This is a genomic window from Mycobacterium sp. IS-2888 (genome assembly GCF_001954215.1).
GTDB lineage: Bacteria > Actinomycetota > Actinomycetes > Mycobacteriales > Mycobacteriaceae > Mycobacterium.
The window spans coordinates 1-14279 of sequence record NZ_MBET01000049.1 but is presented as its reverse complement, the minus strand read 5'-3'; the positions used below and the strand labels follow the sequence as shown (position 1 = coordinate 14279).

At 68.3% G+C, this 14279-nt stretch carries 11 protein-coding genes and 1 pseudogene; 7 read left to right on the top strand and 5 right to left on the bottom strand.

All coding sequences use genetic code 11. The features are described from left to right. The 3 genes from A5745_RS07645 to A5745_RS07635 all read left to right on the top strand — a co-directional run. Positions 1-825: Ig-like domain-containing protein (locus A5745_RS07645; protein ID WP_139329491.1), on the top strand; the 825-nt coding region annotated here is incomplete at its 5' end. A gap of 98 nt (positions 826-923) precedes the next feature. After that, entirely contained in the window at positions 924-1511 is a 588-nt protein-coding gene (locus tag A5745_RS07640) for a TetR/AcrR family transcriptional regulator (protein ID WP_076058161.1), read from the top strand. Further along, the gene (locus A5745_RS07635) at positions 1508-3754 is read left to right on the top strand and encodes a molybdopterin-dependent oxidoreductase (RefSeq protein WP_076115640.1); all 2247 of its coding nucleotides are present in this window, start codon (positions 1508-1510) and stop codon (positions 3752-3754) included. The genes A5745_RS07640 and A5745_RS07635 overlap by 4 nt, the downstream gene beginning before the upstream one ends. Here A5745_RS07635 and A5745_RS07630 read toward each other — a convergent pair. Then, complete coding sequence (locus A5745_RS07630) at positions 3738-5723, bottom strand: M13 family metallopeptidase (protein ID WP_076115639.1); 1986 nt, start codon at positions 5721-5723, stop codon at positions 3738-3740. The two genes, A5745_RS07635 and A5745_RS07630, sit on opposite strands and share 17 nt — an antisense overlap. Positions 5724-5765: 42 nt before the next feature. Between A5745_RS07630 and A5745_RS07625 the strand changes: the two genes are divergently transcribed. Beyond that, complete coding sequence (locus tag A5745_RS07625; RefSeq protein ID WP_076058166.1) at positions 5766-6383, top strand: hypothetical protein; 618 nt, start codon at positions 5766-5768, stop codon at positions 6381-6383. Beyond that, the gene (locus A5745_RS07620; protein ID WP_076058168.1) at positions 6380-7069 is read left to right on the top strand and encodes a hypothetical protein; all 690 of its coding nucleotides are present in this window, start codon (positions 6380-6382) and stop codon (positions 7067-7069) included. The genes A5745_RS07625 and A5745_RS07620 overlap by 4 nt, the downstream gene beginning before the upstream one ends. Here A5745_RS07620 and A5745_RS07615 read toward each other — a convergent pair whose 3' ends face one another. Next, positions 7070-7585 carry a transcriptional regulator gene (locus tag A5745_RS07615; protein ID WP_076058170.1) on the bottom strand — a complete coding sequence of 172 codons (516 nt, stop codon included), beginning with the start codon at positions 7583-7585 and terminating at the stop codon, positions 7070-7072. After that, complete coding sequence (locus A5745_RS07610) at positions 7582-10617, bottom strand: MMPL family transporter (RefSeq protein WP_076115638.1); 3036 nt, start codon at positions 10615-10617, stop codon at positions 7582-7584. The genes A5745_RS07615 and A5745_RS07610 overlap by 4 nt, the downstream gene beginning before the upstream one ends. Before the next feature lie 321 nt (positions 10618-10938). On the opposite strand from A5745_RS07610, the gene A5745_RS07605 reads away from it, so the two are divergent. Further along, a complete protein-coding gene (locus tag A5745_RS07605; RefSeq protein ID WP_076115637.1) occupies positions 10939-11469 on the top strand; it encodes a hemophore in 531 nt (176 codons plus the stop codon). On the opposite strand, the gene A5745_RS07600 is transcribed toward A5745_RS07605, so the two are convergent. Continuing rightward, on the bottom strand, positions 11466-12662 hold the full coding sequence (locus A5745_RS07600; protein ID WP_076115641.1) for a YbhN family protein: 1197 nt from the start codon (positions 12660-12662) through the stop codon (positions 11466-11468). The genes A5745_RS07605 and A5745_RS07600 overlap by 4 nt on opposite strands. A 158-nt stretch (positions 12663-12820) precedes the next feature. Between A5745_RS07600 and A5745_RS07595 the strand changes: the two genes are divergently transcribed. Next, the gene (locus A5745_RS07595; protein ID WP_076058175.1) at positions 12821-13966 is read left to right on the top strand and encodes an AI-2E family transporter; all 1146 of its coding nucleotides are present in this window, start codon (positions 12821-12823) and stop codon (positions 13964-13966) included. An 11-nt stretch (positions 13967-13977) separates the two neighbouring features. On the opposite strand, the pseudogene A5745_RS07590 reads toward A5745_RS07595, so the two are convergent. Next, positions 13978-14279, bottom strand: a pseudogene (locus A5745_RS07590) (hypothetical protein); the annotation flags it as partial.

The following is a 14279-nucleotide window of genomic DNA, read 5'->3' as shown; positions in this document are numbered from 1 at the left end:
CCGCCCGGCGATCCGCTCGCGCCCCCGCCGCCGCCCAACCCCCTGGCTCCGCCGCCTGTCGCACAACCGGCGGCCGCGGCCGCCGGGCAGGACCCGACGCCCTTCACCGGCACCGCGCCGTTCGGGCCCCCGAAGATCCTGCCCGCCGGTGGCTCGACGGTGGGGGTCGGTCAGCCGATCATCATCAACTTCCCGGGCCGGGTCGACGACGCCGGCGCGGCCATCAACGCCGTCCACGTGTCGTCCGTCCCACCGGTCCCCGGCAAGTTCTACTGGATGACGCCCACGCAGCTACGGTGGCGCCCGCTGAGCTTCTGGCCCGCACACACCGCGGTGACCGTCGACGCGGGCGGCACGGTGTCGAGCTTCCACACCGGCGACACGCTGATCGCCACGGCCGACGACGCCACGCACCAGCTGACCGTGACCCGCAACGGCACCGTGGAGAAGACCATCCCGATGTCGATGGGCATGACGTCCGGCAACCACCAAACTCCCAACGGCACGTACTACGTGCAGGAGAAGATGCCCTCGGTGGTGATGGATTCCTCGACCTACGGGGTCCCCGTTAACTCGACGTACGGCTACAAGGTGACCGTCGAACTCGCCGTCCGGTTCGACAACGTCGGCGACTTCGTGCACAGCGCCCCGTGGTCGGTGGACGACCAGGGCAAGCGCGACGTCAGCCACGGCTGCATCAACATCAGCCCCGCCAACGCGAGGTGGTTCTTCGACAACTTCGGCGCCGGTGACCCGATCATCGTGAAGAACTCGAGCGGCGGCGACTACAAAAAGAACGACGGCTCCGCCGACTGGATGAACTGACGGCTTAGCGGGGCTGGACCGAGCGGTCCCCCTCTGGGGAAGTGCCCCCAGCGCGCGGGGCTTCCGTTTGCCCGGCGGTTATGTATAGCATCATACATATGCGAAGCCCCCGCGAGCGGATGGTTGTCTCCGCCGCGCTGTTGATCAGGGAACGCGGCGCGCACGCCACCGCGATCTCCGACGTCCTCGAACACAGCGGGGCGCCCCGCGGCTCGGCCTATCACTACTTCCCGGGCGGGCGGACGCAACTGCTCTGCGAGGCGGTCGATCTCGCCGGCGAGCATGTCGAAGCCCTCATCAGCCAGCCGGACAGCAGCAGCGAATTGTTGGACACGCTGATCGACACGTATCGACGCCAGCTGCTCGACACCGATTTCCGCGCCGGTTGCCCGATCGTCGCCGTCTCGGTCGAAGCCGGTGACGAGCAGGACCGCGACCGCATGGCGCCGGTGGTCGAGCGCGCGGCCGCGGTGTTCGACCGCTGGAACGACCTGATCGCGGCGCGCTTCATCAGCGACGGCATCGCGCCGGACCGCGCCCGCGACCTGGCGATGACCGCGACGGCCGCGCTCGAGGGCGCGATCGTGCTGGCCCGGGTGCGGCGCGACCTGACACCCCTTGATGCCGTGCACCGCCAGTTACACCGGCTGCTCGAAGTCGAGCTCTCCGAAAGGAATTCGCAATGACGACCACCGATTGGCAGCCCACCGCATGCATTCTGTGCGAATGCAACTGCGGCATCGTCGTGCAGGTCGAGGACCGCAAACTGGCGCGCATCCGCGGCGACAAGGAGCATCCCGGGTCGCAGGGCTACACCTGCAACAAGGCGCTGCGGCTGGATCATTACCAGAACAACCGCGCTCGCCTGACCTCTCCGATGCGCCGCCGCGCCGACGGAACCTTCGAGGAGATCGACTGGGACACCGCGATTGTCGAGATCGCCGAGCGTTTCAAGCACATCCGCGACACTTATGGCGGCGACAAGATCTTCTATTACGGCGGCGGCGGGCAGGGCAACCACCTGGGCGGGGCCTACAGCGGGGCGTTCCTGAAGGCGCTGGGGTCACGCTATCGGTCAAATGCGTTGGCGCAGGAGAAGACCGGTGAAGCATGGGTAGACGCGCAGCTGTACGGCGGTCACACGCGAGGCGAGTTCGAGCACGCCGAGGTGTCGGTGTTCGTCGGCAAGAACCCCTGGATGTCGCAGAGCTTTCCCCGGGCCCGGGTCGTGCTCAACGAGATCGCCAAGGACCCGAACCGGTCGATGATCGTGATCGATCCCGTGCTCACCGACACCGCGAAGATGTCCGACTTCCACCTGCGGGTGCGGCCCGGCACCGACGCGTGGTGTCTGGCGGCCCTGGCCGGCATCCTGGTCCAGGAAAACCTTTGCGACGAAGCGTTTCTCGCTGAGCACGTTCATGGGGTAGACGCCGTGCGGGACGCGCTGCGCGAAGTACCGGTCGCCGACTACGCGCAGCGCTGCGGGGTGGACGAAGAGCTGCTCCGGGCGGCCGCGCGCCGCATCGCGGCCGCGGACAGCGTCGCGGTGTTCGAGGACCTCGGCATCCAGCAGGGGCCCAACAGCACGCTGTGCTCGTATCTGAACAAGATGCTATGGATTCTCACCGGCAATTTCGCGAAAAAGGGTGGCCAGCACCTGCATTCGTCGTTCGCACCCCTGTTCAGCACGGTCTCCGGCCGCACTCCCGTCACCGGCGCACCCATCATCGCCGGACTGATCCCGGCGAATGCGGTGCCCGAAGAGATTTTGACCGACCACCCGGACCGGTTCCGGGCGATGATCGTCGAAAGCGGAAACCCCGCCCACTCGCTGGCCGACTCGGCCGCGTGCCGCGAGGCGTTCCAGAGCCTGGAGCTGATGGTGGTCGTCGACGTCGCGATGACCGAGACCGCCAGGCTGGCCCACTACGTGCTCCCCGCGGCCTCTCAGTTCGAAAAGCCCGAGGCCACATTCTTCAATTTCGAGTTCCCGCACAACGGCTTTCAGTTGCGCCGGCCGTTGCTCGAGCCGTTGCCGGGCACCCTGCCCGAACCCGAGATCTGGGCGCGGCTGGTGCGGGCGCTCGGCGTCGTCGACGAGGCGGACCTGCGCCCCCTGCGCGAGGCCGCGCAGCGCGGCCGCGACGCCTACACCGAGGCGTTCCTCGGCGCGATGGCCACCAACCCGACCGTCGCGAAGTTACTCCCGTATGTGCTCTACGAAACGCTCGGACCGACACTGCCGGAGGGCCTGGCCGGTGCGGCCGCCTTGTGGGGGCTGGCCCAGAAGACCGCGATGACCTATCCCGACGCGGTGCGGCGCGCCGGCCATGCCGACGGCAACGCGCTGTTCGACGCCATCATGGACAGCCCGTCGGGCGTCACGTTCACCGCCCATAACTACGAGGACGACTTCGAGCTGATCGGCCACGCCGATCACAAGATCGCTTTGGAAATCCCCGAATTGCTGGCCGATTTGGCGGCATTGACCGCGGCACCGCCGCGGCTGACCACGCCGGAGTTTCCCATCGTGCTCTCGGTGGGCGAGCGGCGCGCCTACACCGCCAACGACATCTTCCGCGACCCGTCCTGGCGCAAACGCGACGCCGACGGGGCGCTGCGGGTCAGCGTGGAGGACGCCCAGGCCCTGGGGCTGGTCGACGGCGGCCGGGCCCGGGTCAGTACGGCCGCCGGAAACGCGGAGGCGACCATCGAAATCGCCGAGACCATGCTGCCCGGGCATGCGGCTCTGCCCAATGGTTTCGGACTCGACTACATCGACGACGACGGGCACACGGTCGTTCCCGGCGTCGCGCCCAACATGCTGACCTCCACACGGTGGCGCGACAGCTACGCCGGCACGCCGTGGCACAAGCACGTGCCCGCCAGGATCGAGGCGCTGGCGGGGGTCAGTTCCAGATCCTGACCCGGCGCTGCGGTTCCAGGAACAACGCGTCGTCCTCGGCCACGTCGAAGGCGTCGTAGAACGCGTCCACGTTGCGGATGACGCCGTTGCACCGGAACTCCGGCGGGGAGTGCGGGTCCACCGCTAGGCGCCGAATCGCTTCGGCCTCACGGGATTTGGTCCGCCACACCTGCGCCCAGCCGTAGAACACCCGCTGCACGCCGGTCAGGCCGTCGATGACCGGCGCGGGCCGGCCATTCAGCGACAACTGGTAAGCCAGCAGTGCGATCGACAGCCCACCAAGGTCGCCGATGTTCTCGCCGACGGTGAACGCGCCATTCACGTGGTGGGCGCCGTCGAGACCCCTCGGCGTGTACGCCTCGTATTGCTCGATGAGCGCCTTGGTGCGGGCGCCGAACTCGGCGCGGTCGTCGTCGGTCCACCAGTCGAGGAGATTGCCGTCGCCGTCGTACTTGGCGCCCTGGTCGTCGAAACCGTGGCCGATCTCGTGCCCGATCACCGCGCCGATCCCGCCGTAGTTGGCGGCATCGTCGGCCCGGGCGTCGAAGAATGGCGGCTGCAAAATCGCTGCGGGAAAGACGATTTCGTTCATACCCGGGTTGTAGTAGGCGTTGACGGTCTGCGGCGTCATGAACCATTCGTCGCGGTCCACCGGCCCGCCCAGCTTCGCCAGCTCGCGGTCATGGTTGACGGCGTAGCCCCGCTGGTAGTTGCCGTAGAGGTCGTCGCGGTCGATCACCAGCTTGGAGTAGTCGCGCCACTTCGTGGGGTTGCCGACCTTGGCGGTGAACTTGTCCAGCTTGGCCAGCGCGCGTTGCCGGGTCTGCGGCGTCATCCAGTCCAGCTCGCTGATGCTGATGCGGTAGGCCTCTTGCAGGTTTTTCACCAGCTCGTCGATGCGCGCCTTCGCGTCCGGTGGGAAATGCCGTTGCACGTAAAGCTTTCCGACCGCATCGCCCATCAGGCCCTCGACCAGCGACACCGCCCGCTTCCAGCGGTCCCGGATCTGTTCGGCACCGGTCAGCAGGCGGCCGTAGAAGTCGAAGTCCGCGGCGACGATGGCGTCGGTCAGCCAGGCCGCGCGGGCGCGGATCAACCGCCACCGCGCCCAGCGCTTCCAGTCGTCGAGATCTTCGCCGTGCCAGAGCGCGGCGAATGCGGTGAGGTAATCGGGTTGGCGCACAACAAGTTCCGCGAACGCCTCCGGCGCGCCGCCCAGCGCGGTCACCCAGCCGGCCCAGTCGAAGCCGGGGCCTTCGGTCCGCAGCTCGGCGAAGGTGCGCAGGTTGTAGGTGAGGTCGGCGTCGCGACGCTTGACGACATCCCAGTGCGCGGCGGCAAGTTTGGTCTCCAGCGCCACGATCCGGGCCGCGGTCTCGGCGTGGTCGGCCGCGTCACCGCCGTAAACCAGCCCGAACATCCGCGCGATGTGCCCCGGGTAGGCGGCCAGCACCGCGGCGTGCTGCTGGTCGCGGTAGTAGGACTCGTCGGGCAATCCGAGGCCGGATTGGTTGACGTGCACCAGGTATCGCGTCGAGTCCTTCGCATCGGTATCCACATACAGCCCGACGCCGCCACCGACCCCGGTGCGTTGCAGGGCGCCGAGGGTGGCCGCCAACGCCGCTGCGTCGGCGGCGTCGTCGATGGTGGCCAGCTCGTCGAGTAGTGGCTCGGTTCCCCGCCGTTCGACGGCTGCCTCGTCGAGGAAGCTGGCGTAGAGGTCGCCGATGCGTTGTGCATCAGTGCCCACCGGCGCGCCGCTTCGGCTGGCTTCGACGATCAGATCGCGCACCTGCTCCTCGGCCTGGTCGAAGAGCAGACGGAAAGCGCCGTCGGTCGCGCGGTCGGCGGGTATGTCGTGTTCGGCCAGCCAGCGGCCGTTGACGTGGCCGAACAGATCGTCCTGGGGGCGGGCATTCTCGTCGACGTAGCTCAGGTCGATGCCCGAGCGGATGGCCTCTACTGTCACCCCGCCATCCTTCCATCTCTTTTCGGGTGCAACGATCGGCCCATGTCCGACGCCGAGGAGACCGAAGCACCCGACGACGACGATCCCGTCGAGGAAGCCGCGGCGGACGGGATGTTTTCTCCGTACGGCATCGCGTCGACCGTGATCGGCCTGCTGTCGGTGGCCGCGGTGGTGCTCGGCGCGCTCATCTGGAACGCACACCGTGACGAGGTGGGCGAACGCAGCTACCTGAGCCGCGTCATGCAGACGGCCGCGGACTGGACCGGCGTGCTGATCAACATGAACACGAAGAACATCGACACCAGCCTGCAGAAGCTGCACGACGGCACGGTCGGTGAACTCAACACTGACTTCGACGCGGCGATGCAGCCCTACCGGCAGGTGGTGGAAAAGCTGCAGTCGCAAAGCAGCGGCCGGATCGAAGCCGTTGCGATCGAAACGGTGCGCCACGACCTGGATCCCCAGCCCGGTGCCCCCAAGCCGGTGGTCCCCACCAAGTTGCCGCCGTTCGCCAGCCGCGCCGACTCGGTGATGCTGGCCGCCACATCGGTCAGCGAGAACGTCGGCGCCAAACCCCAGACGGTGCACTGGAATTTGCGGCTCGAGGTCTCCGACGTGGACGGCAAGCTGCTGATCTCCGGGCTGGAGTCGATCCGGTGAGAAATCTTTGGCGGCTCTTGGCTTTCGACATCGTGGCCCCGCTGGTCGCGATTGGCGCGCTGCTGATGATCGGGGTCATCCTGGGCTGGCCGCTGTGGTGGGTGTCGGCCTGCTCGGTGCTGTTGGTGCTGATCGCCGAGGGCGTCGGCGTCAACTTCTGGCTGCTGCGCCGCGATTCGGTGAGCGTCGGCACCGACGACGACGCCCCCGGGCTGCGGCTGGCCGTCGTGTTGTTGTGCGCGGCCGCGCTGACGGCGGCCGTGCTGACCGGATACACGCACTGGACCACATCGGATCGCGAGTTCAAGAAGGACTCGCGGCAGGTGGTGCAGGTCGCCACGGGGATGGCGGAGGCGATGGCGTCGTTCACCCCGAGCGCCCCGACGAGTTCCATCGACCGGGCCGCGGCGATGATGGTGCCCGAGCAGGCCGGGGCATTCAAGGAGCAATACAAAAAGACCAGCGCCGATCTGGCCCAGCACAACGTCACCGCACAGGCCTCGACGCTGGCGGCCGGAGTCGAGGCCATCGGCCCGACGGCGGCCAGTGTGGCGGTGATCCTCCGGGTCACCCAGAACACGCCCGGCCAGCCGCCCAGCCGAGCGGCGCCCGCACTGCGGGTGGCGCTGATCAAGCGCGACGGCAATTGGCTGGTGTCCGACGTGGTGCCGGTCAACGCCCGCTGATCAGTTGGCTTCGGCGGATCGGGGCGATTTCACCTTGACGAAACGGTCCGACAAACGACGGATCCGGATCATCAGCGAGGCCGACGGGGACACGCTGCCGTCGAGATAGGCGGCCAGATCCTCGGGCTCCACCCCGATGCGGGAAGCGAATTCCTGTTCCGCCAGTCCCGACCGGTCGATCAGCAGACGCACATGGCGGGCCACCTCGGTGCGTTCATTGGCCTCGAGGTGGGCGCGGGCGCGCTCGAGGACCTCCCACAGCGCCTTGGAGATGCCATACGGGCGGGTGCCCTCGAGGACTTCCTCGACCTGACGGGCCGTGCGCCCATACGGGTCGCGCTTGAGCGCGCCGGCGATGCGCTTCCAGGTGTCGATGTCCCCACCCTGCAGCGCCGAGCGGATGGCCGAGGTCGGCCAGAACTCCACCGGCTGCTCGGAATCACCCCCGGGCTTGCGCTGTTCAGGGGCCGGCCGCTCAGATGGCGGCGTGGGGCGTCGGTCGGCTGCCAACGTCACCTCGCCTCCTCCAGCATCGCGACGGCCACCGACAGACAGCGCTGCCTGACCTCTTCCCAGTCCGCCTTGGCGTCTGGTTCAGACCACTGCTCATCGAAATCGGACGGATGCGGATCTGCGAGCCGACGGACCAACTGGGTGGCAATCCATTGCTGCCTCGGTGGTTGACAACAGTAATACCTGTCGATTCCGGCCAGGACCAGCGCGGCGGTTTCGGGTTCCAATGTGTCCACCATGTCAGCAAATTCGGCGTAGTCGCGGCTGCTGTTACGGCACATGATCAGGTAGCCCTTGAGGCGCAGCGCCTCCGCGCCGGTGGGGACCAGCAACCGGTCCCCGGTGGGCAGTTGCACGTTGGTGGTCTCCACCGGGCTGCGTCGTGCGTACCTCGGTGCCTCGCCCGCGTCGGCGTCGAGGTCGGTCTCCAGCGCGTCGATGGCGACCGAAAGCCGTCCCCGCCACAGGGTGACCGGATGGACCGGCCGGTCGCCCCCGGCGATCGCCCGGGCGATGCCGTTGCGTGACGCCAGGCCGCCGACCAGCTTCTTGGTCCCCAGGGGACCGTTGGTATTGCCGTTGGTGCCGTTCTTCGAATTGGCCGGGGCCATCCCCTCGGCCTCGTCGCAGATGTCGACCTGGTGGGGGATCTGTCCGGGGCCCCGGCCGCGGCTGTCCTGTTGGGGACCGGGTTCCGTCGCCTTGCCGTTGCGCCCGCACCCGGTGAAGGCCAGCGGATCGGCCACGCAGATCGCGTCGGGCGCCAAGTGCTTCAGTTTTGCCGACGACTTGAGGACCATCCGCAGGTCCGCACTGGGCGCGGTCAGCGCCGAGATGTCGTCGGGGATGACCACGATGTCACTCAGGTCGACCTCGGGCAGCGGCCTGTCGAAGTCCACCGACGGCAGGACGCGGGACAGCCAGCGGGGCAGCCACCAGTTCCACTGGGCGAACATCGCCATCAGCGCGGGCACCAGGACCAGCCGGACGATGGTGGCGTCCACCGCGATCGCGACGGCGCACGCCACACCGATCTCGGCCACCAGCGGCATGCCGGCGAACGCGAAGCCGATGAACACCGCGATCATGATCAGGGCGGCGCTGGTGATCGTGCGCGCGCTGGTGCTCACGCCGTATGCCACCGCGTCGCGGGTATTGCCGGTGCGCAGGAAGCGTTCCCGGATGCGGGTGAGCAGGAAGATCTCGTAGTCCATCGACAACCCGAAGGTCATCGCCAGCACCAGCGGGGGGACGGTGCTGTCGATCGAGCTGATGTGGCTGAACCCGAGATCGGACAGCCAGCCCCACTGGAACACCATCACCAGGCTGCCGTAGGCGGCGGCGACGGACAGCAGCGTCATCAGCACGCCCTTGAGCGCCAAGAACACCGAGTGGATCGAGACGAGCAGCATCACGAACGCGATGAGCGCGACAAAGAGCAGCACCAGGGGCTCGGTGGCTGAGACGCGGTCATCGAAATCTTTGATCAGCGCGGTCGGACCACCGACGTCCACCCGCGCCGCCCCCTGCTCCTTGGGCAGCTGCGCGCGCATCCAGTCGACGGTGTGCCGCGCGCTCATGTCCTCGGGATCGACCGACAACACCGCGGACAGCAACGCGCTGTTGTTGTCGTCGGCGAATTGCGGTGGCGCCACCGATATGACCTTGGGCGCCTGGGCCATTCGTTGCCGGATCGCCGCGATCGCCTGGCCGTGCTCGGGCGCGGAGGCGCTGCCGTCGGGAAATGTGACCAGCACCTGAACCGGGCCGAGCGCGCCGGGTCCGAGCGCTTCGGACGCCGCGCCGACCCCGGCGCGAATCTCGTGCGAGTAGTCGAATTGGCGCAGCAGGCTGTTGCCCAGCACCATCGATGTCGCCGGCGCCGCCATGACCAGCAGGACGGTCGAGGCCGCCAGCGCCGAGATCCAAGGCCGGCGCATGACCCAGCCGACCCAGCGGTTCCAGAACCGCGATTGCGTGCTCTCCGGCCGCCGCGACCAGTGCAGCAGGGCCGAGCGCTTGGCGGCCGCCCGGCCGAAGGTCGCCAGCACCGCCGGCGTCAGGGTCGCCGACGTCAGCATCGCCACCGCGACGGCCATGATCGCCCCGCTGGCCATCGACTTCAGCGCCGGGGTGTTGATCAGGTAGATGCCGGTGAGTGAGGCGATCACCGTCATCCCGGACAGCACGACCGCCAGCCCGGAGGTGGCCATCGCGGCGTCGACGGCTTCGCGCGGCTGTCGGCCGGTACGCAGCTCCTCGCGGAAGCGCATCAAAATGAACAGCGAGTAGTCGACGGCAAGCGCGATGCCGAACATGGACACAGTCGACGTCACGAACACCGACATCGTGGTGTAGGCCGACAACAGGTAGACCAGGCCCATTGTGACGACGACCGTGCAGACGCCCAGGGCCAGCGGAATCGCCGCTGCCGCAAGCGAACCGAACACCGCGAGCAAGACGATCAGAATGATCGGCAGGTTCCACTGTTCGGCCTTGGCGATGTCGTGTTTGGTGTTTGCCGCCGCCGCGGCGGACAGCGCGCCCTGCCCGATGACGTAAAGCCGGACCCGGCCGTTCGCGGTCTGGCCGGACTGGTCGCCGTTGATGCCCACCTTTTGGCGTAGCTGCTTGGCGATGTCGCTGGTGCCGGAATTGCGGGAATCCAGCCGCAGCGACAGCACATAAGGCCGGTCGGGTTGCGGTGGCCGCTGGGTGGGGTTGGGCACCTCCGTCACGCCGGGGAACTCACCGGCGATCTGCCGCAGTTGCGCCACCGCGTCGTTGATGTCTTGGTAGCTGGCGTCCGGGCGGGGGGCGGCGACCAGGGCCAGGGACGACGCGCCCTGCTCGTGATACTGCTCCTCGAGCTGATCGTGGACCGCCAGCGACTGGGAGCCGGCCACCTCGAAACCGCCGCCGGTGAGATTTCCCGACTGCGTCAGCGCCAGATAGACCGCCGGCACCAACGCCAGCAACCAGCCTGTGAAGACCAACCAGCGGTGCCTGCGCAGGCTGCGGCTTAGGCGCATCATGAACTGCTGGATTTCGGTCTCCCCGGTCTTCTCGCGTAATGCGTGAGGGCGAGAATACCGCAGGAGGCTGTGGAGTATTGCCGCTTATGTGGTTCCTGAGCTGCGCAGACACCGAAGTTGCCAAGACGCTGCGAAGCCGTTGTGAATCGGTGATCAACCGGGATATCGGTCACATCCACTGGCAGCCCCGGTACCGGGGATGGCAGGATGTCGCATGCCGCGCGGGGGTCGGGGAACTTCGCGGCGAAATCGGCCCCTCAATCGCAGCGGTTTGCGACGCGTCAGAACTCGCGAGATCTCGCAAACGCAAAGGAGTTATCCATGAGGACAGCGACCTCGACCGGACGCCGCAGGATCGTCACCGTGGTGCTCGCCACCGCCGCGCCGTGCGCCGCGGCCGCGGTTCTGGCGGGGCCGCCGGCCACCGGTGCCAACGACCCGTGCGCGGCCAGTGAAGTCGCGCGGACGATCGGTTCGGTCTCCAAGTCGATGGGCGACTACCTGGACGCGCATCCCGAGACGAACCAGGCGATGACGACGATGCTGCAGCAGCAGGCCGGCCCGCAGTCGCTGGACTCGATGAAGTCCTACCTCCAGGCCAACCCCAAGGTCGCTCTTGATATGACGTCCATCGCGCAGCCGCTGACGAACGTCTCGACGCAGTGCAAGCTGCCGATCACGCTCCCGCAGGCGCTGGGCCTGATGCAGCAGGCCCAGGGTGCGACGGGCGGGTCACCCGCCGCGACCGGACCGGTCCCGCCGGCGCCGGGCGGCGCCCTGCTGCCGGGCGTCACGGTAGGCACCCCGAGCGGGCCGGTGGGCGTCCCGCCGCGGGCGAACAACGTCGGCTAAGGACCGCTTTCCGGATCTCGATCGGGCGGCGGCAGCGGCCCCTGCAGGGCCGTCTCCGTCGGGTCGGCGGCGAGATCGCCCTGGTGCCGCACGACGGGCAGCGGACCGGTGATCGGTTCGTCGTCGTCCGAATCGGCGACGTTCTCGGTGCGGAACATGAAGAAGAACACCACCCAGCCGACCGCGGCGATGAGCAACCAGCTGATCAACCGGTAGATCAGCATCGCCGAGATGGCACTGGGCAGCGACATGCCGCTGGAGACCAGGCCGGGGACCAGCACCGCCTCGACGACCAGCAGCCCGCCCGGCATCAGCGGGATGGTGCCGACCGCGCGGGCCGCCGCGTAGGCGACGGTCAGGCCCGCCACCGATGCGTGGTCGCCGGCCGCGTACGCGGCGAAGCCGAGGCAGGCGACGTCGGCGATCCAGTTGAACAATGACCAGCCGAACGCCACCCCCAAGTCGCGCCGGCCCAGGCTCACCGATTCGAGCTGCATGAGCGTCGCGCGCCACTTCTCCAGACCGGAGTCGGCCGGCCGCCCCCGAATCGAGTTGACCCACGACAAGACCCGGCTGCCGATGCCGTCGATCAGTTCCGGCCGCGACGCCACCGCCTGGGCGAGCAGCAGCAACGCGACGAAGCCGCCGAGCGTGAACAGCAGCGAGAACGGGTTGTTCTTCGCGCCCAGCAGGAACGCGCCGCCAAGGCCGAGCAGCGCCAGCCCCACGGCCTGCAGCACGCCCGACATCACCAGCTGCCAGGACGCCACCACCGTCGAGGCGCCCCAGAGCCGCTGCTGACGGAACAGGAAGGTGGCCGACAGCACCGGCCCGCCGGGCAGCGTGGTGCTCAGCGAGTTGGCGGCGTAGAACGCGGCCTCCGACCGCAATTGTTTGACGTGCACGCCAGCGGATTTCAGCAGCGTCCGCTGGATCTGGGCGAAGCTGTGCATCGACGCGGCGGCCGCTGCCACCGCGGCCAGCAGCCACCACCAGTTGGCCTCGTAGACGCTCGCCCAGGCTTTGGCCAGCTGGTCCCATCCCAGGGCGATCTCGACGGCCAGCACGACCGCGACGACCGACAGCACCACCCAGCGCAGCCACCAGTACTTCCCGCGCGGCGTGTCTCCCCCGCGGGCGGGTGGTACCCCCAGCCGTGGGTTGAGTTTGTGGGCGGGTGCGTCCGGCGACACGTGCATCAGGGTAACCGTGCAGGTGGCGCCGGAATTGGGGCGAAGCTCCGACCGTGTCGTCGTCGTAACCGGATCGTGCCGCCCGGGTGGTCGGTGGCCCGACCCGCGGACGCGTGCGGAGGCGTTTGGCGGCGGCCCCCGGCGGATAGGCTGGCCAAATGCCGGCAAACCCCGACGACGCCGCGGTCGAACCGCTTGTCCGCAGGGCCGCGGCCTGGTCTTGGCGCTTGCTCGTCATCCTGGCCGCGGTGGTCGCCCTGCTGTGGGTCGTGAAAAGGCTCGAAATCATCGTCGTCCCGGTGTTGCTGGCGTTGATGATCAGCGCATTGCTGGTGCCGGCGGTCGACTGGCTGGACCGGCGGGGCCTGCCGCGCGGTGGCGCGGTGGCGCTGGTCCTGCTGGGCGGCTTCGCGATCCTGGGCGGCATCCTGTCGTTCGTCATCATCCAGTTCATCTACGGGTTGCCCGACCTGACCAAGCAGGTGGAGCACAGCATCGACTCCACCCGCAGGTGGCTGATCGAAGGGCCCGCGCATCTGCGCGGCGAGCAGATCGACAACGCGGGAAACGCCGCGATCCAGGCGCTGCACAACAACCAGTCCAAGCTGACCAGCGGCGCCCTGTCCACCGCCGCCACGGTCACCGAGCTGGTCACCGCGGCGGTGTTGGTGCTGTTCACGCTGATTTTCTTCCTCTACGGCGGCCGCAACATCTGGCAGTACGTGGTCAAGATCTTCCCGACCGACGTCCGCGAGCGGGTAATGGCCGCCGGCCGCGCCGGATATGGGTCGTTGATCGGCTACGTGCGGGCCACCTTCCTGGTGGCGCTGACGGACGCGGCCGGTGTTGGCACCGGGTTGGCGATCATGGGCATCCCGCTGGCACTGCCGCTGGCGTCGATCGTCTTCCTGGGCGCGTTCATCCCGCTGATCGGTGCGTTGGTCTCGGGTCTGCTGGCCGTGGTGGTCGCGCTGCTGGCCAAGGGCATCGTCTACGCGCTGATCACCCTGGGTTTGCTGATCGCGGTCAACCAACTCGAAGCCCATTTGCTGCAGCCGCTGGTGATGGGCCGCGCGGTGTCGATTCATCCGCTGGCGGTGGTGCTGGCCATTTCGACCGGCGGTGTGCTCGCGGGGATCGTCGGCGCTCTGCTCGCGGTTCCGACGGTCGCGTTCCTCAACAACGCGATACAGGTACTGCTCGCGCCGGATCCATCCGCCGAGGCCGAGAAGCAGACCGAGGAGGGCGACGACGGGGGCATCGTCCAGGCCGAACCGGACAGCGCAGACGAGCAGTCGGCCTGAGGGTCGAGGTTCTACAAACGGCCTTCGCGGCGCAGCAGATCCTGCGCGGACAGACCACCGCCGCCGCGGCGGCGCGGCCGCGAGTTGCCGCCGTTGTCGCCGGGGTCGCCCTCTCCGCGGGCGTTCAGCTTCTCGGTGGCCGGATCCGAGTCGTCGGCCTCCGGCCGCCTGACCGGAGACCCGCCGGCCGGTTCGTTGTTCGGCGGGACCCGCATCGCCTGCGTCTGACCGGCCGACGGCGACGGGGGTCCGGATGTTCCTGGTGCCGTCGGTGATGAAGCTGCTCGGCGACGACTGCTGGTGGGCTCCGCGC